General features: G+C 68.9%; 20 protein-coding genes. 4 read left to right on the top strand and 16 right to left on the bottom strand.

The features are described 5' to 3' along the window. Positions 1 to 9 precede the first annotated feature (9 nt). The 9 genes from ftsW to ABCU91_RS07835 form a co-directional block, all read right to left on the bottom strand. Entirely contained in the window at positions 10 to 1,224 is a 1,215-nt protein-coding gene (gene ftsW / locus ABCU91_RS07875) for a putative lipid II flippase FtsW (RefSeq protein ID WP_091352737.1), read from the bottom strand. Beyond that, on the bottom strand, positions 1,181 to 2,722 hold the full coding sequence (murD, locus tag ABCU91_RS07870; protein WP_091352735.1) for a UDP-N-acetylmuramoyl-L-alanine--D-glutamate ligase: 1,542 nt from the start codon (positions 2,720 to 2,722) through the stop codon (positions 1,181 to 1,183). The genes ftsW and murD overlap by 44 nt, the downstream gene beginning before the upstream one ends. Next, on the bottom strand, positions 2,719 to 3,828 hold the full coding sequence (gene mraY, locus ABCU91_RS07865) for a phospho-N-acetylmuramoyl-pentapeptide-transferase (protein ID WP_091352732.1): 1,110 nt from the start codon (positions 3,826 to 3,828) through the stop codon (positions 2,719 to 2,721). Before mraY ends, murD begins: the two co-directional genes overlap by 4 nt. Beyond that, on the bottom strand, positions 3,825 to 5,237 hold the full coding sequence (locus ABCU91_RS07860; RefSeq protein ID WP_413353332.1) for a UDP-N-acetylmuramoyl-tripeptide--D-alanyl-D-alanine ligase: 1,413 nt from the start codon (positions 5,235 to 5,237) through the stop codon (positions 3,825 to 3,827). Before ABCU91_RS07860 ends, mraY begins: the two co-directional genes overlap by 4 nt. Positions 5,238 to 5,264: 27 nt before the next feature. Continuing rightward, positions 5,265 to 7,076 carry a peptidoglycan D,D-transpeptidase FtsI family protein gene (locus tag ABCU91_RS07855; protein WP_413353331.1) on the bottom strand — a complete coding sequence of 604 codons (1,812 nt, stop codon included), beginning with the start codon at positions 7,074 to 7,076 and terminating at the stop codon, positions 5,265 to 5,267. Positions 7,077 to 7,080: 4 nt separating this feature from the next. After that, the gene (locus ABCU91_RS07850) at positions 7,081 to 7,689 is read right to left on the bottom strand and encodes a hypothetical protein (protein WP_091352724.1); all 609 of its coding nucleotides are present in this window, start codon (positions 7,687 to 7,689) and stop codon (positions 7,081 to 7,083) included. Further along, complete coding sequence (gene rsmH / locus ABCU91_RS07845; protein WP_413353330.1) at positions 7,686 to 8,645, bottom strand: 16S rRNA (cytosine(1402)-N(4))-methyltransferase RsmH; 960 nt, start codon at positions 8,643 to 8,645, stop codon at positions 7,686 to 7,688. The genes ABCU91_RS07850 and rsmH overlap by 4 nt, the downstream gene beginning before the upstream one ends. Positions 8,646 to 8,748: 103 nt before the next feature. Next, positions 8,749 to 9,180, bottom strand: a complete 432-nt coding sequence (gene mraZ / locus ABCU91_RS07840) for a division/cell wall cluster transcriptional repressor MraZ (RefSeq protein WP_091352717.1) — start codon at positions 9,178 to 9,180, stop codon at positions 8,749 to 8,751. 206 nt (positions 9,181 to 9,386) lie between these two features. Then, entirely contained in the window at positions 9,387 to 9,764 is a 378-nt protein-coding gene (locus tag ABCU91_RS07835; protein WP_091352712.1) for a DUF3040 domain-containing protein, read from the bottom strand. Positions 9,765 to 9,824: 60 nt separating this feature from the next. On the opposite strand from ABCU91_RS07835, the gene ABCU91_RS07830 reads away from it, so the two are divergent. After that, positions 9,825 to 10,919, top strand: coding sequence for a polyprenyl synthetase family protein (locus tag ABCU91_RS07830; protein WP_413353329.1), 1,095 nt, complete (start codon positions 9,825 to 9,827; stop codon positions 10,917 to 10,919). Positions 10,920 to 10,938: 19 nt separating this feature from the next. On the opposite strand, the gene ABCU91_RS07825 is transcribed toward ABCU91_RS07830, so the two are convergent. Further along, positions 10,939 to 11,265 carry an Rv2175c family DNA-binding protein gene (locus ABCU91_RS07825; RefSeq protein WP_091352706.1) on the bottom strand — a complete coding sequence of 109 codons (327 nt, stop codon included), beginning with the start codon at positions 11,263 to 11,265 and terminating at the stop codon, positions 10,939 to 10,941. 167 nt (positions 11,266 to 11,432) lie between these two features. On the opposite strand from ABCU91_RS07825, the gene ABCU91_RS07820 reads away from it, so the two are divergent. Next, a complete protein-coding gene (locus ABCU91_RS07820; protein ID WP_413353328.1) occupies positions 11,433 to 12,641 on the top strand; it encodes a LysM peptidoglycan-binding domain-containing protein in 1,209 nt (402 codons plus the stop codon). 69 nt (positions 12,642 to 12,710) lie between these two features. Then, the gene (gene pknB / locus ABCU91_RS07815) at positions 12,711 to 14,669 is read left to right on the top strand and encodes a Stk1 family PASTA domain-containing Ser/Thr kinase (RefSeq protein WP_413353327.1); all 1,959 of its coding nucleotides are present in this window, start codon (positions 12,711 to 12,713) and stop codon (positions 14,667 to 14,669) included. A 69-nt stretch (positions 14,670 to 14,738) separates the two neighbouring features. Here pknB and ABCU91_RS07810 read toward each other — a convergent pair whose 3' ends face one another. From ABCU91_RS07810 to ABCU91_RS07800, 3 genes are read right to left on the bottom strand one after another with little or no spacing between them, the layout of a single operon-like run. Then, positions 14,739 to 16,067 carry a class II 3-deoxy-7-phosphoheptulonate synthase gene (locus ABCU91_RS07810; RefSeq protein WP_091352699.1) on the bottom strand — a complete coding sequence of 443 codons (1,329 nt, stop codon included), beginning with the start codon at positions 16,065 to 16,067 and terminating at the stop codon, positions 14,739 to 14,741. 50 nt (positions 16,068 to 16,117) lie between these two features. Then, entirely contained in the window at positions 16,118 to 16,804 is a 687-nt protein-coding gene (locus ABCU91_RS07805; protein ID WP_413353326.1) for a lysophospholipid acyltransferase family protein, read from the bottom strand. A 1-nt stretch (position 16,805) separates the two neighbouring features. Beyond that, positions 16,806 to 17,741, bottom strand: a complete 936-nt coding sequence (locus tag ABCU91_RS07800; protein WP_091352696.1) for an ROK family protein — start codon at positions 17,739 to 17,741, stop codon at positions 16,806 to 16,808. Positions 17,742 to 17,887: 146 nt separating this feature from the next. Between ABCU91_RS07800 and ABCU91_RS07795 the strand changes: the two genes are divergently transcribed. After that, positions 17,888 to 19,723: an AMP-dependent synthetase/ligase gene (locus tag ABCU91_RS07795; protein WP_133399427.1), complete on the top strand. Its 1,836-nt coding sequence runs from the start codon at positions 17,888 to 17,890 to the stop codon at positions 19,721 to 19,723. Positions 19,724 to 19,773: 50 nt separating this feature from the next. Here the strand turns inward: ABCU91_RS07795 and ABCU91_RS07790 are convergent, their stop codons facing one another. The 3 genes from ABCU91_RS07790 to ABCU91_RS07780 are packed head-to-tail and all read right to left on the bottom strand — an operon-like array spanning position 19,774 to position 25,228. Continuing rightward, positions 19,774 to 20,262 carry a peptide deformylase gene (locus ABCU91_RS07790; RefSeq protein ID WP_413353325.1) on the bottom strand — a complete coding sequence of 163 codons (489 nt, stop codon included), beginning with the start codon at positions 20,260 to 20,262 and terminating at the stop codon, positions 19,774 to 19,776. Continuing rightward, on the bottom strand, positions 20,262 to 21,767 hold the full coding sequence (locus ABCU91_RS07785; RefSeq protein ID WP_413355389.1) for a MinD/ParA family protein: 1,506 nt from the start codon (positions 21,765 to 21,767) through the stop codon (positions 20,262 to 20,264). The genes ABCU91_RS07790 and ABCU91_RS07785 overlap by 1 nt, the downstream gene beginning before the upstream one ends. Positions 21,768 to 21,820: 53 nt before the next feature. Beyond that, positions 21,821 to 25,228: a pyruvate carboxylase gene (locus ABCU91_RS07780; RefSeq protein WP_413353324.1), complete on the bottom strand. Its 3,408-nt coding sequence runs from the start codon at positions 25,226 to 25,228 to the stop codon at positions 21,821 to 21,823. Between the last annotated feature and the right edge of the window lie 95 nt (positions 25,229 to 25,323).

The raw sequence follows: 25,323 nt of genomic DNA, 5'->3' as shown, positions 1-25,323 counted from the left end.
GGATCGAGCCTACCGGCGGGCAGGCGCGGCCCCCGGCGCCGACGTCGGCAGCGTCCGGGCGAACGCGAGCAGTGCCCCGCAGGCAAGAAGCACCGACATCAGCGACGTGCCGCCTTGGGACATGAACGGGAGCGGAACGCCAAGTACCGGGAAGACCCGAAGCACGACGCCGATGTTGATGAGGGCCTGACCGACGATCCAGACGGTCACCGCCCCCGCGGCGATGCGGATGAAGGGGTCGGGAGTCTTCCGGATCACATGGAACGCACCGATGGCGAAGAGTGTGAACATCGCCAGCACCACGACGCACCCGATGAGGCCGAGCTCCTCGCCCACGATCGCGAAGATGTAGTCGTGGGATGCCGCTGGCAACCACGCGTACTTCTCTCGAGAATTGCCGAGCCCGAGCCCGAAGACACCGCCGCTTGCGAGCCCCCAGATGCCGTGGAGCGGCTGATAGCAGTCGCCGTAGTAGTCCGCGAGGCAGTCTGGGTTCATGAAGCTCATGATGCGCCGCATCCGGTCCGGACTCGTGATCGCCAAGAAGGCGACAGCGCCCACTGCCAGCACGAGCGGGATGACGAAGATCCGGAGTCGCACGCCGGAGAAGAACAAGGCCGCGAGGAGGATCAGCACGAGGATCATGGCTGTGCCGAGGTCCTTGCCTGCCACGACTGACCCGATGACGATGATGGCGACCGGGACGACGGGGATGAAGACGTGCCGCCAGTCACCGAGGAGCGTCTGCTTGCGGTAGAGGACGTAGGCGAGCCACAGGGCGAAGGCGAGTTTGAGGAACTCCGAGGGCTGGAGCTGGTTTCCCGCGATCATGATCCAGTTGCGGTTACCGCCGTCCGCGAACCCCAGCGGGGTGAAAACGAGCAGCTGGAGGAAGAGCGCCCCGATCAGCGCGATCCAGGAGATGCGCTTCCAGAACAGCATCGGCAACCGGCTCAGCACGAACATCAGCGGGATGCCGACCACAGCGAACACGCCCTGCTTGATAGCCGTCTCGAACGGGCCGCCCGCTCCGGAGGTCGCCATCGTCGCCGACAGCACCATCACGAGGCCGAAGATCGTCAGGATCAGCGCCGTCGAGGCGATGAGGAGGAACTCGCTCGGGACCGGCGCGAAGACCTTCCCGAGACCGACGCGCGCCGTGAAAGCGGACGAGCCGCGGTCAGCCGGATCCGACGGGGCCGGACGGTCGGTCGTGGTTGTCACCGGCGTCCTTTCCGATCCGTGCGTTCACTGCGGCGGCGAAGCGCCGGCCGCGATCCGAGTACGAGGCGAACTGGTCGAAGGATGCCGCTGCCGGAGCGAGGAGGACCACGTCTCCGTCCTGCGCGACGCCCGCCGCCAACGCGACGACCTCGGTCATGACGTCCTCAGTCTGAGCGTGGTCGACCTCGAACACCGGAACCGTCGGGGCGTGTCGCGCGAAAGCCCCCACGATGTCGGCGCGCTCGACGCCGATCACGATCGCCGCCGCGACCGCAGGGCCGCGAGACGCGATCAGATCGTCGATGTCGACACCCTTCAGAAGGCCGCCGACGACCCAGACGGCACCCGGGTAGGCCTGGAGGGAGGATGCCGCCGCGTGCGGGTTCGTCGCTTTGGAGTCGTCGACCCACGTCACGCCGTCGGCGACGGCGACGACCTCGATCCGATGCGGATCGAGACGGAAGGTGCGCAGGGCGTCTCGGACGGCGGCAGGAGGGACGTCGATCGAACGGGCGAGCGCAGCGGCGGCGAGGATGTTCGCCACGACGTGCGGAGCGGCCAGACCGGACTCGGCGAGGTCCTCGACGGTGGTGAGTTCCAGCGCGTTCGTGCGGCGCTCATCGAGGAAGGCACGGTCGACGAGGATGCCGTCGACGACACCGAGGTCGCTTGGGCCCGGGACGCCGAGATCGAACCCGATGGCGCGGCATCCCTCGACGACTTCGGCGTCCTCGACCATCTCGCGGGTCGCGACGTCGCTCTTGTTGTAGACGCAGGCCACGCGCGTCTGCCGGTAGACGACAGCCTTCGCGTCCCGGTACGCGTCGAAAGAGCCGTGCCACTCGAGGTGGTCCGCAGCGAGGTTGAGGCAGACGCTGGCGTGCGGCGACACCCGACCCGCGGCATCCGAGAGACTCAGGTACCAGAGCTGATGGCTCGAGACCTCGACCACGAGCACGTCGAACCCCGCGGGGTCGCGGACCGCGTCGAGGACCGGCACGCCGATGTTCCCGCACGGGGCGGCGCGGAGGCCTCCCGCCACGAGCATCGTGGCCGTGAGCTGAGTCGTGGTCGTCTTGCCGTTGGTGCCCGTGATGAGCATCCATTCGGCCGGCGTTCCGTCGGGACGGAGGACCTTGTCGCGGACGCGCCACGCGAGCTCGATGTCGCCCCACACGGCGACTCCCGCTTCGCGCGCCCATGCGACGACGGCGTGATGCGGGGGGAAGCCCGGCGACGCGATGACGACGTCGGGGCGGTGGGCGATCAGCTCGTCGGGGACGGCGTCGAGCGCCCCCTCCCAGAGGCTCGCACCTATGACCGGCAGCAGACGCGCGTACTCCTCGCTCGCCGTCTCGGTCACGACCAGGACGTCGGAGCCGAGCTCGGCCAGGGTGTCCGCGACCGAGAATCCCGTCATCGACAGGCCGAGGACCGCGACCCGCAGTCCCGACCAGTCCGCGTGCCAGCTCGTCAGGCGATCGAGGTCGGCGGTCACAGTGCAGCCAGCCAACCGACGTAGAACAGGGCGACCCCGAAGATGGCGAGGATGCCGGCGATGACCCACATCCGGACGACGATCGTGATCTCGGGCCACCCGCGCATCTCGAGGTGGTGGTGGAAGGGGCTCATGAGGAACAGCCGTTTGCCGCCCGTCGCCTTGAAGTAGTAGCGCTGCAGGATGACTGACGCGGGAGCGATGATGAAGACGCCCGCGAGGACGATGGAGAGGATCTCGGTACGGCTCAGAACGGCCATCGCGACGACGACACCGCCGATCGCCATCGAGCCCACGTCGCCCATGAACATCTTCGCCTTGGGGGCGTTCCACCAGAGGAACCCGACGAGGGCGCCGACGAACGAGGCGGCGACGATCGTGAGGCCCATGGGGTCCCGCGTGTCGTAGCAGGCGGCCGTGTACTCGGTCACCAGTGCGGCTGAGTGGCAGCGCTGCTGCAGTTGCCAGAACGTCACGAGGCTGTAGGCGGACACCGTGAAGATGCCGGCTCCCGTGGCGAGGCCGTCCAGCCCGTCCGTCAAGTTCGTGGCGTTCGACCACGCGACCGACATGAACGAGATCCACAGGAGGTAGAGGATCCAGCCGACGACGGCGCCGAGCGCCATGAAGGAGAGCGTCGGGATGTCGCGGAAGAACGAGATGTAGGCGGAACCAGGAGTCTCGCCGTACTGGTTCGGGAAGTTCAGCGCCATGATGGCGAAGGGGACGGCGACGGCGATCTGGCCGACGATCTTGCGCCATCCCGACAGGCCGAGGCTCCGCTGCGACCGCACCTTCATGTAGTCGTCGATGAAGCCGATGATGCCGAGGCCAACCATCATCCAGAGCACGAGCAGACCGGAGATCGTGGGCTCCGTGCCACCGGTGTAGCTGCCGACGAAGAACCCGACGATGGTCCCCAGGACGAAGACGATGCCGCCCATGGTGGGCGTCCCGCGCTTGGTGTGGTGACTCGGGTTGTGCGCATCCTCGGGGGTGCGGATGACCTGGCCCCACCCGATCTTCCGGAACAGGCGGATGAACAGCGGTGTCAGGAACAGGGTGAATGCCAGCGAGATCGTCGCAGCGGCCAACAGGGATCTCACGAGAAGAATTCTCCCAGACGATCGCCGAGGAACCTGAGCCCGGCGGAGTTGGAAGACTTCACCAGCACGCGATCACCGTCGCGGAGCTCGGCCGTCAGGTAGTCGTAGGCCTCGTCAGCGGTCTCGAAGAAGACGGCTTCGCCGTCCCACGAGCCTTCGCTGATGGCGGCCAGGTAGAGGCGTCGCGCCGCCGTCCCGATGACGACGATGCGTTCGTAGCGCAGCCGCACGGCCTGGAGCCCGATCCGATCGTGCTCCTCCCCGGCCTGCTCGCCGAGCTCCGTCATGGCACCGAGGACGGCGACCTTGCGCTGTCCCGGCTCGGCGATCTGGGCGACGGTCCGCAAGGCGGCGGCCATGGAGTCGGGGCTCGCGTTGTAGGCGTCGTTGATGATCCGCACGCGGTCGCCGCCGAGCGGCTGCATCCGCCAGCGCTCCGCGATCTCCACGGTCCCGATGCGCGCGATCGCGTCGGCCGGATCGACGCCGAGCAGCTGAGCGACCGTGATGGCGGCGAGGGCGTTCATGACGTGGTGTTCGCCGAGCACCTTCAGGTGCAGGGGCAGTCGACGGCCGTCGACGTGGACCGTCGCGGTCGTCCCGGATGCCGTGACTTCGACGTCGTCTGCGCGAACGTCGGCCGCGGTCCCGCGTCCGAACCACCGGACGTCGGCTCCGCGTTCCTGCGCCGCAGCTGCCATCGCCGCGACACGGGCGTCGTCCGCGTTGAGGACCGCGGTTCCGCCCGGACGGAGAGCCTGGACCAGTTCGGTCTTCGCCCTCTGCGTCGCCTCGACGCCCCCGAATCCGCCCGCGTGGGCGAGCCCGACCATGAGGACGACGCCGATGTCGGGCGTGATGAGACCTGCGAGCTCCGCGATGCGGCCCGGCCGCGAGGCGCCGAGCTCGCTGACGAGGAAGCGGGTGTCGTCGGTGACGCGGAGCATCGTGACGGGTGCGCCGACCTCGTTGTTGAACGACGCTCGCGGGGCGACCGTCGGCCCCTCCACCTCGAGGATGCGCGCCAGGAGGTTCTTCGTCGTCGTCTTGCCGTTCGATCCCGTGATGCCGACCACGCGGAGGTCTCCGGCGGCACGCACGCGTGCCACCACCTCGCGGGCGAGGGCACCCAGCGCGGCGACGGCGTCGGCGACGACGATCTGCGAGATCGCCGTCTCGACGCGGCGCTCGACGATCGCGAGCGTGGCGCCGGCTTCGGCGGCCACATCGACGAACAGGTGCCCGTCGGTCACGTCGCCGGGCTTGGCGACGAAGACCGAGCCCGGCTCCATCTCCCGGGAATCGGTGTCGACGGTGCCCGCGACAACCGTCTCGGGGGTGTCCGTGCCGTGGAGGTGGAGGGTGCCGCCGATGGCGTGCGTCACCTCGGCGAGCGTCATCCGGATCATGCTGGGGGTCTCCTCGTGCGCTCGGGTTCAGCCGGTGACGGGAAGGAGGGGGGTCTCCGAACCCGACGGCATGATGCGGTAGTGCGTGAGCACCTGCGCCATCGCCTTCTTGAACACCGAACGGTTGGCCGACGACATGCGCTGCTTCTTGGGCTCGTCGAAGACCGTCAGGACAACATACTTCGGATCGTCGGCCGGAGCGAAGCCGACCAGTGAGGTGAAGTACAGGTTCTTCTTGTATCCGCCGTGACCGTCGGGGATCTGCGCGGTGCCCGTCTTGCCGCCCATCCGGTACCCGGGGAGTTCGACGTCCTCGGCGAGCGTGCCCTGTGCGAACACGTTCTCGAGCATGAGCGAGACCTCCTTCGCCGTCTCCTCTGTGATGACGCGTTCGGGCTTCGCGAGCTTCGGGGTGACGACCTCGCCGTTCGCCTTCGTGCACGATTCGACGAGGGATGCCGGCATCCGGACACCGCCGTTGGCGAAGGTCTGGTACGCATTCGCGACCTGAACGGCCGTCACGGTGAAGGCCTGACCGAAGGTCGTCGCGTACTTCGTCTGGTTGTCCCACGTGTCGGCGGGTCGGAGGATCCGTTCGGGCTCTCCCGACCAGCCCAGACCGTCGGTTTCGCCGGCACCGAACTTCTTGAGGTAGTCGTACCGGGTCTGCGGATCCACCATCGCGCCGAACTGCGACATCGCCACGTTCGACGAGGTCACGAGGCCACCGTTGAGGGTGAGGTTCTGCGTCGCGTGGTTCTCGGAGTCGTTCACGACGGCTCCGTTGGAGAACACCATGCGATCAGGGACGGTGACCGTCGTCTCCGGCGTGACGCCCGCCTGTTCGATCGCCGTCGCCGCCGTGACGGGCTTGAAGGTCGAGCCGGGCTCGAACGAGGTCCGCAGGAGGCGTGAGCCCCGGTCCTCGGGTTTGCTGGCCCCCGGGTCGTTGGGGTCGACGGAGTCCGTTTCCGCGATCGCGCGGATCTTGCCCGTGGCGGTCTCCATCACGAGGATCCCGCCCCAGTTGGCCTGGTAGCGGTCGGTCTCCTCGGCGATCAGCTGCTGCATGTACCACTGCAGATCGGAGTCGATCGTCAGCTTGAGGGTGCCGCCGTCCACGGCAGGCTCCTCGACCGCCGTACCGGGGATCGTCACGCCGTTCGCGCCGCGCTGGTACTTGATGCTCCCGCTCGTGGGTTCGAGGCACGAGTCCTGCAGCTTCTCGACCCCTTCGAGGGGCTCCCCGTCCGAGCCGACGAAGCCGATGATGTTTCCCGCCACCGCGCCGTCGGGGTACGACCGCGAGGCGACCGGCTCGAACGAGAGGAAAGGGATGCCGAGATCGTCGAGCTCGCGGAACTCCGCCGTCGACACGAGCCGTTTGATCACCTGATATCGGCTCTCGGGGTTCTTCGCGTAGGCGTCGTCGACCATCGTCCGGACCTCGTCGGAACTCTGGTCGGTCACCTTGGCGATCTCTGCGGCGATCTCCGGCCACGTGACCATGACCGTGTCGCCGGCGTCGTCCTTCACGATCGCGCCATTGTCGTCGCGGAGGGACATGCCGCCCTCCGCGAGCTTCGGGTCGACGACGACGTTGTACCGCAGCATGCTCGTGGCCAACGGGCTGCCGTTCGCGTCGACGATGGTGCCCCGCGCGCCATCGAGGGTCGTCGTGGTCTGCATGCCCTTGCTGAAGGCGTCCTCGACGTGCTGGCTCGCGTTGACGACCTGGATGTCGATGAGGCGGGCGACGAAGGCGACCAGGACGACCAGGACGACGGCGAGGGCGACGACGGTGCGACGGCGCGGACTGCGGGTTGCTCGAGTCGTCATGTTCTCAGTGTGTGGCGGGGGTCGGCAGTCCGTCGGTGATGGACGGGGGTGTCGGCGTATCGGCCAGCAGCTTCGTGTCGATGGAGACCCCCGTGTCGAGGCTCGCCTCGGGATCGGTGACGAGCGGGACACCCGCCACGAGAGCGTTCGACACCGCCGCCCGCGACAGCGCCTCGATCGACGACGCGTCGGAGGCACCCGTCTTGGGGCCGAGGGTCGTGCCGTCGCTCAGACGGATGTAGCTGGGCTCGCCGCCCGCGACGAGGCCGAGTGCCGCCGCATTGGCTGCGAGGAACTGAGGCGAGCTGAGACCCGCGACCTCGTCCTCGAGGATGTTCTTCTGGTAGTTCGCGTCCCGCTGCTGCGCCGTGAGGTTCTTCACCTCGAAGGCATCCTGCGTCGTGACGATCGACAGCCCCATCTGCACTCCGGCGATCGCGAGGGCGCCCGCGACGGCGATGACTCCGAACGCCCGCCGGGGGCGACGCCGGGGCTGGGGCGCGACGCCCCACCCGACGCGACCGACGGGCCGAAGCGCAGGTGCTGCCGAGCCGAGGAGCTCCTCATCGGGCGCGGTGTCGATGGCGGTGGTGGCCAGTGCCGAAGCGCTCATGACGCCTCCCTCACTCTTTCGGCCGCACGCAGCCGCACCGGGGTGGCACGGGGGTTACGGATCTTCTCTTCGTCGGACGCCAGCTCTGCACCCTTGGTGAGGAGCCGGAAACGGGGGGCATGCTCGGGCGGTTCGATCGGGAGCCCGGCGGGAGCGGTCGACCTGGTCGCTTCGGCGAGCACGCGCTTCACGAGTCGGTCTTCCAGCGACTGGTACGACATGACGACGATCCGGCCCGAGACGGGCAGGATGCCGAGCGCCGCGGGCAGGGCGCGCTCGAGGACCGTCAGCTCGCCGTTGACCTCGATGCGGAGAGCCTGGAAGACGCGCTTGGCGGGGTGCCCGCTGCGCTCGCGCTGAACGGCGATCGGCGTCGCGGCGACCAAGATGTCGACGAGCTGCGCGGACCGCTCGATCGGTGCGTCCTGACGGGCGGCGATGATCGCCCGGGCGTAACGACCGGCGAGCTTCTCCTCGCCGTAGCGCTCGAAGATGCGACGCAGGTCACCCTCTCCGTACGTCGCGACGATGTCGGCCGCCGTCGTCCCCGCGGACTGATCCATCCGCATGTCGAGGGGCGCGTCCTTCGAGTAGGCGAAGCCGCGGTCCGCTTCGTCGAGCTGCAGCGACGAGACACCGAGATCGAAGAGGATGCCGTCGGCCCGGCGGACGCCCACGCTCGAGACGGCGTCGGCGATGCCGTCGTAGACGGTGTGCACGAGGTCCACGCGGTCGCCGAAGCGGGCGAGCCGCTCCCCCGCGATGCGCAGCGCGTCCGTGTCGCGGTCGAGGCCGATCAGACGCACCTGGGGGAAGCGTTCGAGAAGCGCCTCGGAGTGTCCGCCCATCCCGAGCGTCGCGTCGACGACGACCGCGGCGTCGTGCTGCAGCGCAGGCGCCAACAGCTCGATGCAACGGTCGAGCAGGACGGGGGTGTGGATCTCGTCGTGGGCCATGATTCCTTCGGGTCCGTGAGGCCCTCGACCCCGATCCCCATCCGCTCCGACCTGGCGCCGGGGAAGTGCGTCAGGGCGTGCGGCTGGGAGTCGCAGTCGAGGATCAGAAGAGTCCCGGGATCACCTCCTGCTCCATGTCCGAGTACGTGTCCTCATTGCTGTCGGCGTAGGCGTTCCACGCGTCCGCGTTCCAGATCTCGGCGTGTGCGCCGACACCCGTGACGATGAGCTCGCGCTCCAGCCCCGCGTAGGTGCGGAGGTGAGGCGGAATGGTGATGCGGTTCTGGGAGTCGGGCTTCTCGGCGCTGGCGCCCGAGAGGAACATGCGCTGGAAGTCGCGCGCCTGCTTGTTGGTCAGCGGTGCCTCGCGGATGCGCTCGTAGACCCGCTCGAACTCCGCAGAGCTGAACACGTAGAGGCAGCGTTCCTGGCCACGGGTGATGACGACACCGGGACCGAGATCGTCGCGGAACTTGGCGGGAAGGATGACCCGTCCTTTGTCGTCCAGCTTGGGGGTGTGGGTGCCCAACAACATCGCTCGGTCACCCCCTTCGTCCGGCCTGCTCCAGGATGACGCCACTTTACTCCACTTTCCTCCACTCCGCGACAGTTTCGAGGCACGCCGCATCCCTGCCGCACCACCGGACGACGGCAGGGCGGGTGGAGGCCCGCGCGGACACAAAAAAAGCACCGACCCGAGGGTCGGTGCTTCAGAAGTGGAGCGCGGTGGAGGGCGCCGGATCAGCGATCGTCGTTGCGGCGATCCCAGCGGTCGTTCATGCGATCCATGAAAGAGGCGGATGCCGCTGCCTTCGCGGCGCGCGGCTTACGCGTACCGGTCGCGTTCCGTGCGGCTGCCGCACCCTTGGCCGGTGTGAAGGCGAGGACGACGCCGACGACCATGACGACGAAGGCGACCACGCCGATCACGATCAGCGATGTGGCCACGCCGACGACGAGGCCGGCGATACCCAAGAGCACGATGACGGACCCGTAGACGATGTTGCGGTAGCTGAGCGGCGCCGCTCCACGGTCCGCGCTGACAACATCGGCGTCGTTGCGCATGAGATGGCGTTCCATCTCGTCCAGCAGACGCTGCTCCTGTTCTGACAGTGGCATGCATCCCCCTCGGGTCGGTCCGTCAAGTGTACGCGTCCGCGCGATCACTAGGCTAGGCCTGTGTCCTCCTCTCTCGACCCGATCGTCGCCGTTTCTCAGCGAGTCGAGAGGTTCCTCGAGGCGCAGCGCGAAGCCGCATCCGAATTCGGCGACGAAGCGCGCGCCTTCGTGGAATCCGGCGCATCCGCGGCGACCGGCGGCAAGGCGTTCCGAGCCCGCTTCTGCCTCGCGGGCTTCCGAGCGGTGGCGACGGCTGGCGGCGTGACGTCGAGCGTACCGGACGCGGTGATCACCGCCTCCGCAGCACTGGAGATCTTCCACGCCGCGGCGCTCGTGCACGACGACGTCATCGACAGGTCCGACACCCGGCGAGGACGCCCTGCGTCCCATCGCGCGTGGGAAGCAGAGCACCGCGCGACCGCCTGGGCGGGTGACGCCGAGGAGTTCGGTCGATCTGCGGCGATCCTCCTGGGCGACCTCCTGGTGGCGTGGAGCGACGACCTGCTCGAAGAGGGGCTGGCAGACGTCGAGAACCCACGGGCCCATCGTGCGCGCACGGAGTTCGCACGGATGCGCCGCGAGGTGACGATCGGTCAGTTCCTCGACGTCGCGGAGGAATCCGCCTACGTCGTGGCACCCGTCGACACCCACCCCGACCGCGCTCTGCGCGTCGCCTCTTTGAAGTCCGCCCGGTACAGCGTCCAGCACCCGCTCCAGCTCGGCGCCACCCTCGCCGACGCGGACGACGAGCAGTACCGTGCGCTGGCGGCGTTCGGTCACCCCATCGGACTCGCCTTCCAGCTGCGCGACGACGTCCTCGGGGTGTTCGGAGACAGCGCGGTCACCGGCAAACCCGTGGGCGATGACCTTCGCGAAGGCAAGCGCACACTTCTCATCGCGTACGCGCGCGCCTCCCTGCCTGCCGGCGCCCTCCGCATCTTCGACGAACTCGTCGGCGAGCGGGATCTCACCCCTGAGCAGGTGGCACACCTGCAGCAGACGATCGTCGACACCGGAGCGCTCGCACGCGTGGAAGAACTGATCACAGATTGGGCGGCCGAGGCGGACAGAGCGCTTCGCGGCGCTCGGCTCGGTCACGGCGCAGTCGGTGATCTGCGCGACCTCGCTCGGGCGGCGACGGTCCGCGCCGCCTGACGAGCAGGCATCCGCTTGGTCAGGCGAGCGTCTGCGCGACCCGACGGACCTCGCTCTTGCGTCCCTGACGCAGGGCGTCGATCGGCGCGAAGCCGATCGAGTCCTCGGGCGCGAGGAGCCAGTCGATGGTCTCGTCATCGGAGAACCCGGCATCGTGCAACACGATGATGGTCCCCCGGAGGGACGAGATCGGCGCCCCGTCCACCAGGAAGACGGAGGGAACCCGCGGCGCGCCGAAGCGGCGGGAGGCGACGAGCTGATGCTCGTCGAGCATCCGCCGCACGCGCCCGAGCGGCTCCCCGGTCAGCTCGACCAGTTCGGGAAGACTCAGCCAATCAGTGGACACGGGCGTCGCAGAACTCACTCCCCCACTATCGCATCCGCTCCGCCGGATCGTCGCACGCTCATCTCGTCACACCCGTCACATACACCACACTGATTGACAGCAGTCACATCGGCGTGTCACGGTTTCGGAGGGGGATCGACGATCTGGGACTGATTGAAGGAACACCTGTGCACCGGAACGACGTCATGCCCGCCTCTCTGTTCCACCGAGGCGCTCCCGCTGTGATCGGGTCGATCGCTCTCTCGCTGTCCCTTCTCCCCGTCGACGCGGCCACGGCCGACGATCACGACCGCTCGGCGCCCCGACCGCTGTCGGCGAAGGCCCACGCGACGCCCGTCCCAGCCGCGAGCCCCGCTACGACCGTCGGGACACCCGCCGCGCGCGCTGCTGTGCGGACACATGTCGTCGCCCACGGGGAGACCATCAGCGCGATCGCGGCGGCGAACGGTGTCCGCACGGCCGACGTCCTGGCATGGAACGACCTCGGATGGCGTTCGCTCATCCACCCCGGCGACGTCCTCCGCCTCGGACCGAAGACGGAGAAGACGGATGCCGAGCCCTCCCGGCCCGCCCCGGGTACGGCATCCGCCTACACAGTTCGTCCCGGCGACACGCTCTGGTCCATCGCAAAGCGCCACGGGATGAGCGTCGCCTCTCTGGTCCGCGCCAACGAGCTCGGCGCGTCGTCGATCATCCACCCGGGCCAGAAGCTCACGGTCACGGAACTCGCCGCGCATCGCGCCGCGGCACCGGCGCCGTCCCCCCGAGCCGCGGCGGGGCCCGTGCACGAGGTATCCGCCGGCGAGACGCTCTGGGCGATCGCCGCGGACAGCGGCACCACCCTCGCACGACTCCTCGACGCGAACGGGCTCGACGAGGCATCGATCATCTACCCCGGGCAGAAGCTCCGCATCCCCGCCGCTGCGGCGCCTCGGGCCGCCTCCACGCAATCGCGTCCTGGGCAGACCGACCTGGATGCCGAGCAGATCGCGAACGTCCGGACCATCATCGAGGTCGGACGGGACCGGGGCGTCTCACGGGACGGGATCGCCATCGCGCTTGCGACGGCGATGGTCGAATCCTGGATCCGCAACCTGGACGGCGGCGACCGGGACTCGGTCGGACTCTTCCAGCAGCGCCCGAGTGCCGGCTGGGGAAACGAGAAGCAGATCCGCGACCCCCGTCGGTCGGCGGCCGCGTTCTTCGGCGGCTCATCCGATCCGAACGGCGACCGCACGCGCGGCCTCCTCGACATCGACGGGTGGGAGGACATGGCCTTCGGGGACGCAGCCCAGGCCGTGCAGATCTCGGCGTACCCGGAACGCTACGGGCCCTGGAAGGACGAGGCCTACCGCTGGCTCGACCTGTACGGGTGATCACGTCTCCCCGCGTCGGAAGGTGCGCCGCTACCCGGGCTCGCAGGGTCTGCTCCGTAGACTTCTGACGTGACCGCCACCCCGCAGACCGACCCGCTGATCGGCCACCTGGTCGACGGCCGGTACCGCGTTCGCGGCCGCATCGCCCGAGGCGGGATGGCCACGGTCTACGTCGCCACCGATCTGCGTCTCGAACGCCGCGTGGCGCTGAAGGTCATGCACGGTCATCTCTCGGACGACACCGTCTTCCAGAACCGGTTCATCCAGGAGGCCAGGTCCGCTGCACGCCTGGCGGATCCGCACGTCGTCAACGTCTTCGACCAGGGTCAGGACGGCGAGATGGCGTATCTCGTCATGGAGTACCTGCCCGGCATCACGCTCCGCGAACTGCTGCGCGAACAGAAGCGGCTCACGCTCCCCCAGACGATCACCATCATGGACGCGATCCTGTCGGGTCTGTCCGCCGCGCACCGCGCGGGTATCGTTCACCGGGACGTGAAGCCGGAGAACGTCCTCCTCGCCGAAGACGGCCGGATCAAGATCGGCGATTTCGGTCTGGCACGCGCCACGAGCGCGAACACCGCCACCGGCCAGATGCTCCTCGGCACCATCGCCTACCTCGCTCCCGAGCTCGTCACGCGCGGCACGGCCGACGCGCGCAGCGACATCTACGCGCTCGGCATCATGCTCTACGAGATGCTCACGGGCGAACAGCCCTATAAGGGCGAGCAGCCGATGCAGATCGCCTATCAGCATGCGACGCACTCCGTCCCGCGACCGAGCGTCAAGAACCCCGCGGTGCCCGAACAGCTCGACGAGCTGGTCCTCTGGGCCACGGAACGCTCACCCGAGGACCGCCCCACCGATGCGCGCGAGATGCTCGAGCGCCTGCGCGATATCGAGAAGCAGCTCGGGGTCTTCCCTCAGGTCGTGCGGTCGACGCCGGCCGGCTCGACCGTGGTCGTCGACGATTCGCTCGATTCGGACGAGGTCACCCGTGTCATGCCGGGGACGTTCACCGCCCCCAGTGTCACCACCGAGATCGACAACGCCACCCGATTGCGCCGCCGTTCCCACCGCAACACGGTCAAGGGGAGCTGGCTCCTCGCCGTCGTCCTCCTCCTCGCCGCTGCCGCCGGCGGCCTCGGATGGTGGTTCGGGTCAGGGCCCGGATCACTCGTCTCCGTACCCACTGTCGAAGGGATGAGCTTCGAGGACGCTCGGGACCTCCTCGCCGACAACGCGCTCGTCGCGGAGCGCAGCGAGGTGCACAGCCTCACCGTGCCCGCCGGGCGGGCTGTCGACACCGACCCCGACCCCGGGACCTTCCTCGACCGCGACGCCACCGTGACGGTGAGGATCTCCTCAGGGCCGGCGACCGCGGAGCTGCCGGCGCTGCAGGACAAGACGCGCACCGACGTCGAGTCACTGCTGCAGGAGAAGAACATCGACGTCGCGGCAGTCAAGGAGTACTTCACGTCTTTCGCCTCGGGACGGGTCGTGCGCGTCTACGTCACGCAGACCGGCGCGGCGGACGCCGTCGAATGCACGGAGGGCTGTTCCGTCCTCGAGGGATCCCGAGCTGAGCTCCGTGTCTCTCTCGGGCCGCTCCCCGACGTCGTCGGGAAGAGCGCCGACGAGGCGTCCGCGGCCCTCACGGACGTTGAGATGAAGGTCGACGAGAAGCGCGAATACAGCAGCTCAGTGGCCGACGACCTCGTCATCCGCGTGGAGGATCGCCCCGGCGGCGGATCGTGGCAGCAGGGCGAAACCATCACGATCGTCGTCTCGGACGGGCCGAAGCCCGTGGAGGTTCCGAACGTCGTCGGCGAGACGGTGCGCACGGCCGTCGAGCGGCTGCAGTCCGCCGGGTTCGAGGTCAATCCGAACATCGACGACGCCGAGATCCCGCTCGGTGGCCGCTACTGGGATGTCTACCGCGTCCGCTCCATGACTCCCGAGGGCGGGACCCTGCAGCGTCCGGGCGCGACGATCAGCCTGACGCCGCAGTTCCAGCCGTTCGGCTGAGACCCGGCATCCGTCTCCGAGTACGACGAGGGCCCGACGGTCATCACCGCCGGGCCCTCGCTCCGTGCGTCAGCGCTTGCCGAGCTCCTCGGCGACGAGGAATGCCAGTTCCAGCGACTGCATGTGGTTCAGTCGCGGGTCGCACAGCGACTCGTACCTCGTCGCCAGTGTCGCCTCGTCGATCATCTCCGAGCCGCCCAGGCACTCGGTGACGTCGTCGCCGGTGAGTTCCACGTGGATGCCGCCGGGGAAGGTTCCGACGGCGCGGTGAGCCTCGAAGAAGCCCCGGACCTCGTCGACGACGTCGTCGAAGCGACGCGTCTTGTAGCCGGTGGGCGTCGTGATGCCGTTTCCGTGCATCGGGTCCGTGACCCAGAGCGGTGTCGCACCGGCATCCTTCACTGCCTGCAGGAGCGGCGGCAGGGCGTCGCGGATCTTGCCTGCGCCCATCCGGGTTATGAAAGTGAGACGCCCGGGCTCGCGCTCGGGGTCCAGCTTGTCGATGAGCGCGAGAGCCGTCTCGGGGGTGGTCGAGGGTCCGAGCTTCACCCCGATGGGGTTGCGGATCTTCGAGAAGTAGTCGACGTGGGCGCCGTCGAGGTCGCGCGTGCGCTCCCCGACCCAGAGGAAGTGCGCCGACGTGTTGTAGGGAGTGCCGGTGCGCGAGTCGATGCGGGTCATGGGGTGCTCGTAGTCCATGAGCAGACCCTCGTGACCGGTGTAGAACTCGACGCCGCGGAGCTCGTCGAAGTTCGCTCCCGCGGCCTCCATGAACTTGATGGCGCGGTCGATCTCACCGGCCAGGCGCTCGTAGCGCTGGTTGGCCGGGTTCTTGGCGAAGCCCTGGTTCCAACTGTGCACCTCGCGGAGATCCGCGAATCCGCCCTGCGTGAACGCGCGGACGAGGTTCAACGTCGAGGCGGCCGTGTGGTAGCCCTTGAGCAGCCGCTGCGGGTCCGCGGTGCGCGACGCCTCGGTGAAGTCGTACCCGTTGACGATGTCTCCGCGGTAGGCCGGGAGCGTCACCTCGCCCCGCGTCTCGGTGTCGCTCGAGCGCGGCTTGGCGAACTGACCCGCCATGCGGCCCATCTTCACGACCGGCATCGACGCGCCGTAGGTCAGGACGACCGCCATCTGCAGGACCGTCTTGATCCGGTCGCGGATCTGCTGTGCCGTGGCGCCCGCGAACGTCTCGGCGCAGTCGCCGCCCTGCAGGAGGAAGGCCTGACCGGACGCCGCCTTCGCGAGGCGCGCACGGAGGTTGTCGACCTCGCCGGCGAAGACGAGCGGCGGGAGGGTCGCGATCTCGGCGGAGACGGCCGCGACCGCATCCGCGTCGGGCCACAACGGCTGCTGCTTGATCGGGAGCGAGCGCCAGTGGTCGAGAGGAGTGGGCATCCGTTCATTCTACCGACGAGCCGGAAGGCCGTCGGCCGTGTGACGGCGCCTCAGGCCGCCGCGGGGCGGCGGTCCTTGACCGTGGACGCGTAGACGTCCTCGTACTCCTGCTCCCCCATGCGCTGCAGCGCGACCATGATCTCGTCGGTCACCGATCGCAGCACGAAACGGTCGGACTCCATGCCGTAGAACCGACTGAAGTCGAGCGGCTCCCCGATGACCATGCCCACGCGGCCCACCCGAGGGATGGAACGACCGATCGGCATGACCTCGTCGGTGCCGATCATGACGACGGGGATGACGGGCACCCGCGCGGTCAGCGCCATGCGCGCGAGACCCGTACGACCCCGGTAGAGCTTGCCGTCGGGACTGCGGGTCCCTTCGGGGTAGATCCCGAGGATGTCGCCGCGGCCGAGGACCTGCAGGCCGGTGTTGAGGGAGGCCTCGGAGGCCTTGCCGCCGGTGCGGTCGATGGGGATCTGTCCCGTCCCCTGCATGAACACCCGGGTCGCCCACCCCTTCAGGCCCTTGCCCGTGAAGTAGTCGCTCTTGGCGAGGAAGGACATGGACCTGTCGATCATGAGCGGCAGGAAGATGGAGTCGCTCACGGACAGATGGTTGCTCGCGATGATGGCCGCACCGGATGCCGGAATGTTGCTGCGTCCCACGATCCACGGTCGGAAGATCGCCTTCACGATCGGTCCGATGATCAGGTATTTCAGGACCCAGTAGATCATGTCAGACCCGGCCGCCCGCGAGGTCGGCGACGCCGATGAGGCCGGCATCGTTGCCGAGGGTCGCGATGGCGAACGACGCGATGGGCCTCTCGCCGTAACCGGGCAGCGCGGTGGCGTATGCCTCGCGCACGGGGTGCAGCAGGTGCTCGCCGAGGTCGGCGACGCCGCCGCCGATCACGAACAGTTCCGGGTCGAGCACCGCCTGGAATCCACCGCAGGCCTCCCCCAGCGCCGTCGCGACGCGGTCGACAGCCTCGAGGGCGCCCGCGTCGCCGGCGGCGATCAGCGCTTCCATCGCGGCGGCCGGCACGATCCCCTCGGCGGTGCGCGCTGCCGCCAGAGCCGCGCCCCGCGAACCGGACGCGGCGATATCGGCGGCCTCTCGCTGAAGCGCACGGCCGGACGCGTACTGTTCGAGGCACCCGTTCTGCCCGCATCCGCAAGGGCGCCCACCCCGTTCGAAGCGGATGTGGCCGAGCTCGGCGCCGATGCCGTTGCCTCCCACGAGAAGGTCGCCGTCGATGATCGCAGCGCCACCCACCCCGGTTCCCAGGGTGATCATGACCATGTCGCTGACCTCGCGCCCGGCGCCGAAGCGGAATTCGCCCCACCCGGCGGCGTTGGCGTCGTTCTCGAGCGTCACCGGACGCCCGATGCGCCGCTCGAGCTCGTCGCGCAGCGGCTCGTCGGTCCAGTCGATGTTGGGGGCGTGGAGGATGACGGCGCGGCTGGCATCGATGAACCCGGCTGCGGCGACGCCGACGGCGTGGACCACGCGACCAGAGACGAGTTCGTCGACCATTCCGGCCACGGCATCGGCCAGCGCGCCGGGGTCGGCGGGGGTCGGAACGCGGCGGCGGTCGACGATGACGCCGTCCGGGTCGACGATTCCGCCGGCGATCTTGGTCCCACCGATGTCGATGCCGACGTTGAGCACGCGACTCCTCTCCGCGCGTGCGAGGCCGCACGGCATCCGTGAGTCTAATGGGGCGGCGCATCCCGCTGCCGCCGCGGGATCGAGGATCACGATGCCCTAGACTCGGTCGCACCTGACGCCACCCGGTACCGAAGGAGTTGCCGCCCATGAGCGCCGTACAATTCGACGTCCCCGCTGTCGTGCCCGCGGATCCGACCGCGAACACCTCCGACATCCTCGTGGAGCGGGTGAAGGCGACTCCCTCGCTGGCCCTCTTCGCGGTCCCCGACGGGGACGGCTGGCGTGACATCACGGCCGCGGAATTCCACCGGGAGGTCCTCGCGCTGGCGAAGGGGTTCGCCGCGAGCGGCATCCAGCCCGGCGACAAGGTTGCGTTCCTCGCGCGGACCACGTACAACTGGACGCTCGTCGATTTCGCCCTCTTCTTCGCGGGGGCCGTCATGGTGCCCGTCTACGAGACGAGCTCGCCGTCGCAGATCAACTGGATCCTCAGCGACTCCGGGGCCATCGCCATCGTGGTCGAGAGCGACGTGCACGCGGATCGCGTAGCCGAGATCCGCTCCGAGGTACCTCTCCTGCGCGAGGTCTGGACGATGCAGTCCGGCGACCTCGACACGCTTCGCAAGAACGGCTCGTCCATCAGCGACGAGGAGATCGAACGCCGCCGGAACCTCGCGAACTCCGACGACATCGCGACCCTGATCTACACGTCCGGGTCGACCGGCCGACCGAAGGGGTGCGTCCTCACGCACAAGAACTTCGTCGAGCTCTCGCGCAATTCCGCCAGGGCGCTCCACGAGGTCGTCCAACAGCCGGGAGCCTCCACGCTGCTGTTCCTCCCGCTCGCGCACGTGTTCGCGCGGTTCATCTCCATCCTCAACATCCACGGCGGCGTCAAGACGGGCCACGAGCCCGACACCACGAAACTCCTCGCCGGACTCGGGTCGTTCAAGCCGACGTACCTCCTCGCCGTGCCCCGTGTGTTCGAGAAGGTCTACAACTCCGCCGAGCAGAAGGCCGAGGCCGGCGGCAAGGGCAAGATCTTCCGCGCCGCCGCAGCCGTGGCTGTCGAGCACTCGCGTCGCCTGCAGGACGGCGAGAAGATCCCGATCGGCATGAAGATCAAGTTCGCCCTGTTCGACCGGCTCGTCTACAGCAAGCTGCGCACCGCCATGGGCGGCCGTGTCCAGCATGCCGTGTCGGGATCCGCGCCTCTCGGGTCGCGCCTCGGCCACTTCTTCCACAGCCTCGGCGTACAGATCCTCGAGGGATACGGCCTGACCGAGACGACCGCTCCCGCGACCGTCAACCTCGCCACGAAGTCGAAGATCGGCACCGTCGGTCCCGCTCTCCCCGGCGTGGGTGTACGTCTGGCTGACGACGGCGAGATCGAGGTCCGCGGAGTCAACGTGTTCAAGGAGTACTGGCGCAACCCCGAGGCGACCGCCGAAGCGTTCGACGACGGGTGGTTCCGCACCGGGGACATCGGGACGTTCGACTCCGAGGGATACCTCACGATCACGGGCCGCAAGAAGGAGATCATCGTCACCGCGGGCGGGAAGAACGTCGCGCCTGCGGTGCTCGAGGACCCGATCCGCGCGAACCCGATCGTCGGTCAGGTCGTCGTCGTGGGCGATCAGAAGCCGTTCATCGGAGCGCTCGTCACCCTCGACCGCGAGATGCTGCCGACGTGGATGTCGAACAACGGCCTCTCGTCCGACATGCCGATGTCGCAGGTCATCGCCCACCCGAAGGTCCTCGCCGAGGTGCAGAGCGCGGTGGACCGCGCCAACGCGTCGGTGTCGCGAGCGGAGTCGATCCGCAAGTTCGTGATCCTGGACACCGAGTGGACCGAGGCATCCGGTCATCTGACGCCGAAGATGAGCATCAAGCGGAACGTCATCCTGTCGGACTTCGCTGCCGACATCGACGAGCTCTACCAGGCGAACGTCTCGACGACGAACATCTCGCTCGGCAACTGAACCGAATGAGAGAAGGCCCCGGCGAGCCGGGGCCTTCTCTCAATCAGCGGTCAGAACCAGTCGGACTCCCGCACCTCGCGCATGGCCTGTCGCCGGACATCCTTCGGAAGGCGGTCGAGGTACAGCGTGCCCTCGAGGTGGTCGCACTCGTGCTGGAGCGCCTGTGCGAGCAGCCCCTCCCCCTCGATGACGACCTCGTCGCCGCTGAGGTCCATGCCCGTGACCCGCGCCCACGGGTGCCGGATCGCGTCATGCCAGAGACCGGGGACGGACAGGCATCCCTCCCCCGTGGGCGCCGGATCGCCGGAGACCTCGAGGACGGGATTCAGGACGTATCCGATGACGCCGTCCACGTTGTAGCTGAAGGCCCGGACCCCTACACCGATCTGCGGGGCGGCGACACCGGCACGACCCGGCTCGGCGACGGAGTCGACGAGGTCGGCGACGAGTCGACGCACCCCCTCGTCGATCTCGTCGATCGGGGCGCACACGCTCCGGAGGACCGGGTCGCCGAAGAGCCGGATCGGGCGGACCGGCATCAGCGCACCACCCCGGCGGGGCGCAAGCCCTCGACCACGACGGCGGCGAGTTCACGCGCCGCGAGCCGCGTCGATGCCGACAGATCGCGGAACGTGATCGGCCCCCCGGTCGCGATGTGAGCGTCGTACGGAATCGACACGACCGCGCGCACGCGGGTGCGGAAATGCGCTTCGAGTTCGCTCGGGCGCACCAGGCTCGCACCGGGACGGGACGTGTTGAGGACGACGACCGCGCTGCGGGCGAGTTCGGCGTAGCCGTTCGACTCCAGCCACGACAGGGTCTCTGACGCGAGCTTCGCCTCGTCGACGCTACGACCGGCCACGATGAGCAGCTGGTCGGCCAGTTCGAGGGTCGCATCCATCACGGAGTGGACGATGCCCGTACCGCCGTCGGTCAGGACGATCGAGTAGTAATGCGCGGCGATGGCGGCGACGTCGTGGTAATCGCGGTCGCTGAATGCCTCCGACAGATGCGGGTCGGCGTCGGAGGCCAGGATGTCCAGTCGTGTCTCGTCGCGCGCGACGATCGCGGACAGGTCGTTGAAACCCGTCACCTCGTTGCGCGATCGGACGAGGTCGCGCACGGTCTTGCCGCTGGTTCGCTCGATCCGCTCGGCAAGTGTGCCGCGATCGGGGTTCGCGTCGACGGCGATGACCCGGTCCTCGCGCGCGTCGGCGAGGGCCATGCCGAGCAGCGTAGTGACGCTCGTCTTACCGACACCGCCCTTGCGGGAGAGGACGGGGACGAACTTGGCGCCACCGGTGAGCGGCGCCGAGATGCGACGGTCAAGCTCCTTGCGGGCGCGGACGCGGGGGCTGTCGGCGAGGATGACGCGGCGCGCGGTGGCGCCGTAGACGAGGCGCTGCCAGAGCCCCTCGGGCTCGGACGCGGCGACGCGCGACCGGTCGATGAGTCGGTCGGCGGTGAGCAGTTCGGGGCTCTCGCGGTCGGCGCCGAGCTGGTCGAGGCGTCGCGACTGCAGCGGCTCCTCCTCGACCCGTGCGCCGCGGACGCGCTCCAGCGCGTGCTTGTCGCCGGCGGCGTGGTGCATGGCGCGTCGGGTCGAGCCCGTCTGCGCGGACACGGCGGTCGTCGTCGCGGCCGGGACGACCTCGGCGTCGACGACATCGCCCTCGGACACGGCGCCGGTCGGCTCTTCGGCTGGCTCGCCCGAGGCGGGTTCCGCGATGACCTCAGCAGGGGACACCTCGGCATCGGAGATCTCCGCACCGGCGATCGGCTGATCGTCCGCGGCAGTCTCGTCACCGTGCGCGACCGAGATGCCGTCGGCCGCACCGTCGTCGGCTACCGGACCGGCGTCCCCGCCATCGACGTAGTCCTCATCGTCGACGTAGTCGTCGTCGTCCGAGAGTGACGGAAGCGCGAGGTCGATCTGCGCGGTCGTCCCGTCGACGATGCCGATGCCGGTCGTCTCGAGGTTGTCGGTGCGCTCGAGCACACCGTTGTCGACGTCGTCCGACGTCTCGTTGTCGCGCTCACGCATCACGGGGGTCACTCCTGGTGGATCTCGGGGCTCGAAAAGCCCGACGCACCAGGTTAGTCCGCAGGACGGACGACGAGCAAAAGGTCTCCCGCCTCCACCTGAGCCGTCGCGGCGATCACGACACGCTCGACGACGCCGTCCACGGGGGCCGCGATGGCGGCCTCCATCTTCATGGCCTCGATGGATGCCACGGGCTCGCCGGCTCGCACCTTCGCCCCCTCGTCGGTCTTGATCGTGACGACGCCCGAGAAGGGCGCCGCCACCTGACCGGGCTTCGATGTGTCGGCTTTCTCGGCCTGGCGCGCTTCGACCGCGACGGAGCGGTCGCGCACGGCTACCGGGCGAAGCTGGCCGTTGAGGGTGGCCATGACGGTCCGCATCCCCTTGTCGTCGACCTCGCCGACGGCCTCGAGGCCGACGTAGAGCTGGACTCCCCGCTCGATCTCGACGACATGCTCCTGGCCCGGACGCATCCCATAGAGGTAGTCGATCGTGTCGAGCGCGCTCAGATCGCCATAGGTCTCGCGGACCTCGTGGAACGCCTTGGTCGGTGCCGGGAACAGCAAGCGGTTGAGCTTGTCGCGGCGCGTGGCGGAGTCGGCGTCGAGGGCGGCCGTGTCGTCGAGGGAGATCTCCGTGACTCCCGTCTTGACGGAGCGGCCCGCGAGGACCTTGGAACGGAACGGCTCGGGCCATCCTCCGGGGAGGTCTCCGAGCTCGCCGGCCATGAAGCCGACGACCGAATCGGGCACGTCGTACTTCTGGGGGTTCGCCTCGAAGTCCGCGGGGTCGGCCTTCACCGCCGCGAGGTGCAGGGCGAGATCGCCGACGACCTTCGACGACGGTGTGACCTTCGGAACACGCCCGAGGATGCGGTTCGCCGCGGCGTACATGTCCTCGATGAGCTCGAAGTCCTCCGAGAGCCCGAGGGCGATGGCCTGCTGCCGGAGGTTCGAGAGCTGACCGCCCGGGATCTCGTGGTGGTACACGCGGCCCGTGGGCCCCGGCAAGCCCGATTCGAAGGGTGCATAGAGGTTGCGCACCGCCTCCCAGTACGGCTCGAGGTCCGAGACCGACTGCAGATCCAGACCGGTGTCGCGGTCCGTGTCGGCCAGCGCAGCGACGAGTGCCGAGAGCGACGGCTGGCTGGTGGTGCCCGACATCGGCGCGGCGGCGGCATCGACGGCATCCGCGCCTGCGGCACTGGCAGCGAGGAGTGTCGCGAGCTGACCGCCTGCGGTGTCGTGCGTGTGCACGTGGACGGGCAGGTCGAAGCGCTCGCGCAGAGCCGTGACGAGCTTCGTCGCGGCGGCCGGACGCAGCAGACCCGCCATGTCCTTCACCGCCAGGATGTGGGCACCGGCCTCGACGACCTGTTCAGCCAGACGCAGGTAGTAGTCGAGCGTATAGAGGTCCTCCGCGGGGTCGAGGAGGTTGCCGGTGTAGCAGACGGCCGCCTCGGCCACGGCGGTGTCGGTGGAGAGGACCGCTTCGATGGCGGGGCGCATCTGAGCGACGTCGTTGAGCGCGTCGAAGATGCGGAAGATGTCGACACCGGATGCCGCGGCCTCCGCGACGAAGGCGTCGGTGACCTTCGTGGGGTAGGGCGTGTACCCGACCGTGTTGCGTCCGCGCAGAAGCATCTGGATGGCGACGTTGGGGAGCGCCGCCCGGAGTGCGTCGAGCCGCTCCCACGGGTCCTCGCCCAAGAAGCGGAGCGCGACGTCGTACGTCGCCCCGCCCCAGGCCTCGACCGAGAGGAGCTGCGGCGTGAGCCGCGCGACGTGCGGGGCGACGCGCACGAGATCCTTCGTCCGCACCCGCGTCGCGAGGAGCGACTGGTGCGCGTCGCGGAATGTCGTCTCCGTCACCGCGAGGCCCGGCTGCGCACGGAGTGCCTCGGCGAACCCGCGAGGGCCGAGCTCGAGCAGCCGCTGTCGCGATCCCGGGACTGGTTCGGCGTCGAGATCCACGACGGGGAGCTTCGCGCTCGGATCGGTGTGGACGGGGCTGTCTCCGTTGGGGCGGTTCACCGTGACATCGGCGAGCCAGGACACGATCTTCGAGCCGCGGTCTTTCGACTCGCGTCCGAGGACGAGCTCGGGGCGCTCGTCGATGAACGCCGTGCTGAGGTCGCCGGCGACGAAGGCCGGGTCGTCTAGCACCCGCTGGAGGAAGGAGATGTTGGTCGACACCCCGCGGATGCGGAACTCCGCCAGGGCGCGACGCGAGCGGACGACGGCGGCCTCGAAGTCGCGGCCGCGGCAGGTCAACTTCGAGAGCATCGAGTCGAAGTGGGGGCTGATCTGCGACCCCGCTGCGGTCGTTCCGCCGTCGAGACGGATGCCGGCGCCGCCCGGGGACCGGTAGGTCGTGATCTTGCCGGTGTCGGGACGGAAGCCGTGCGCGGGGTCCTCCGTGGTGATGCGGCACTGGAGTGCGGCGCCGCGCAGCTGGATCTGATCCTGGCGGAGGCCGAGGGCCTCGAGCGTCTCCCCCGCGGCGATGCGCATCTGCGACTGCACGAGGTCGACGTCGGTCACTTCCTCGGTCACGGTGTGCTCGACCTGGATGCGCGGGTTCATCTCGATGAAGACGACCTCGCCGGTGCGGGGTCCCGCCGTCTCGAGCAGGAACTCGACCGTGCCGGCGTTCTCGTACCCGATCGATTCGGCGAAGGCGACGGCGTAGGCGTGCAGGCGGTGACGGACCTCGTCGGCCAGGTTCGGCGCGGGAGCGATCTCGACGACCTTCTGGTGGCGGCGCTGCACCGAGCAGTCGCGCTCGAAGAGGTGCACCGTCTCGCCCGCCTTGTCGGCCAGGATCTGCACCTCGACGTGGCGCGGCCGCTGGACGGCCTGCTCGAGGAAGACGCGGGCGTCGCCGAAGGCGCTGCCGGCTTCGCGCATGGCCTCGGACAACGCAGGCGGAAGAGCGTCGGGGTGCTCGACGCGCCGCATCCCGCGTCCACCGCCCCCGGCGACCGCCTTGACGAAGATCGGGAAGCCGATCTCACCGGCCTGCGCGATGAGAGCGTCGATGTCATCCGAAGCGTCCGTCGATCGGAGCACTGGAACGCCCGCGGCGATGGCGCGCTGCTTGGCGGTGACCTTGTTGCCCGCCATCTCGAGGACGGTGGACGACGGGCCGATGAAGGCGATGCCGTGCGCGGCGGCCTTCGCCGAGAGCTCCGGATTCTCGGACAGGAATCCGTACCCGGGGTAGATCGCGTCGGCACCGCACTCGAGCGCGACGCGGATGATCTCGTCGACGTCGAGGTAGGCCCGCACGGGATGCCCGACCTCGCCGATCTGGTAGGCCTCGTCCGCCTTCAGCCTGTGCAGCGAGTAGCGGTCCTCGTAGGGGAAGACGGCCACGGTCCGAGCACCCAGCTCATACGCGGCACGGAATGCGCGGATGGCGATCTCTCCGCGATTGGCGACCAGAATCTTGCGAAACATGCTCTTCACCTCTGTCAGGTGCGGGGCCGCTGCGCTGGGGCCACCGAGGTACGGGCTGAGTACCCTCACAGCCTAGGGGACGGTAACGTTGAGCC

The organism is Microbacterium phoenicis, from assembly GCF_047302325.1.
Lineage (GTDB): Bacteria > Actinomycetota > Actinomycetes > Actinomycetales > Microbacteriaceae > Microbacterium.
Note: the sequence above shows the minus strand (reverse complement) of the source record. Positions and strands in the feature narration are given on the sequence as shown.

Excerpts from the sequence above, each read along its gene's own strand:
- rsmH (WP_413353330.1), bottom strand. The coding sequence starts at position 8,645 with ATGGCCCACGACGAGATCCACACCCCCGTCCTGCTCGACCGTTGCATC.
- ABCU91_RS07790 (WP_413353325.1), bottom strand. The coding sequence starts at position 20,262 with ATGCCGGTCCGCCCGATCCGGCTCTTCGGCGACCCGGTCCTCCGGAGC.
- ABCU91_RS07860 (WP_413353332.1), bottom strand. The coding sequence starts at position 5,237 with ATGATCCGGATGACGCTCGCCGAGGTGACGCACGCCATCGGCGGCACC.
- mraZ (WP_091352717.1), bottom strand. The coding sequence starts at position 9,180 with ATGTTGTTGGGCACCCACACCCCCAAGCTGGACGACAAAGGACGGGTC.
- ABCU91_RS07850 (WP_091352724.1), bottom strand. The coding sequence starts at position 7,689 with ATGAGCGCTTCGGCACTGGCCACCACCGCCATCGACACCGCGCCCGAT.
- ABCU91_RS07795 (WP_133399427.1), top strand. The coding sequence starts at position 17,888 with ATGAGCGCCGTACAATTCGACGTCCCCGCTGTCGTGCCCGCGGATCCG.
- ABCU91_RS07785 (WP_413355389.1), bottom strand. The coding sequence starts at position 21,767 with ATGCGTGAGCGCGACAACGAGACGTCGGACGACGTCGACAACGGTGTG.
- ABCU91_RS07855 (WP_413353331.1), bottom strand. The coding sequence starts at position 7,076 with ATGACGACTCGAGCAACCCGCAGTCCGCGCCGTCGCACCGTCGTCGCC.
- ABCU91_RS07810 (WP_091352699.1), bottom strand. The coding sequence starts at position 16,067 with ATGCCCACTCCTCTCGACCACTGGCGCTCGCTCCCGATCAAGCAGCAG.
- ABCU91_RS07780 (WP_413353324.1), bottom strand. The coding sequence starts at position 25,228 with ATGTTTCGCAAGATTCTGGTCGCCAATCGCGGAGAGATCGCCATCCGC.
- ABCU91_RS07805 (WP_413353326.1), bottom strand. The coding sequence starts at position 16,804 with ATGATCTACTGGGTCCTGAAATACCTGATCATCGGACCGATCGTGAAG.
- ABCU91_RS07835 (WP_091352712.1), bottom strand. The coding sequence starts at position 9,764 with ATGCCACTGTCAGAACAGGAGCAGCGTCTGCTGGACGAGATGGAACGC.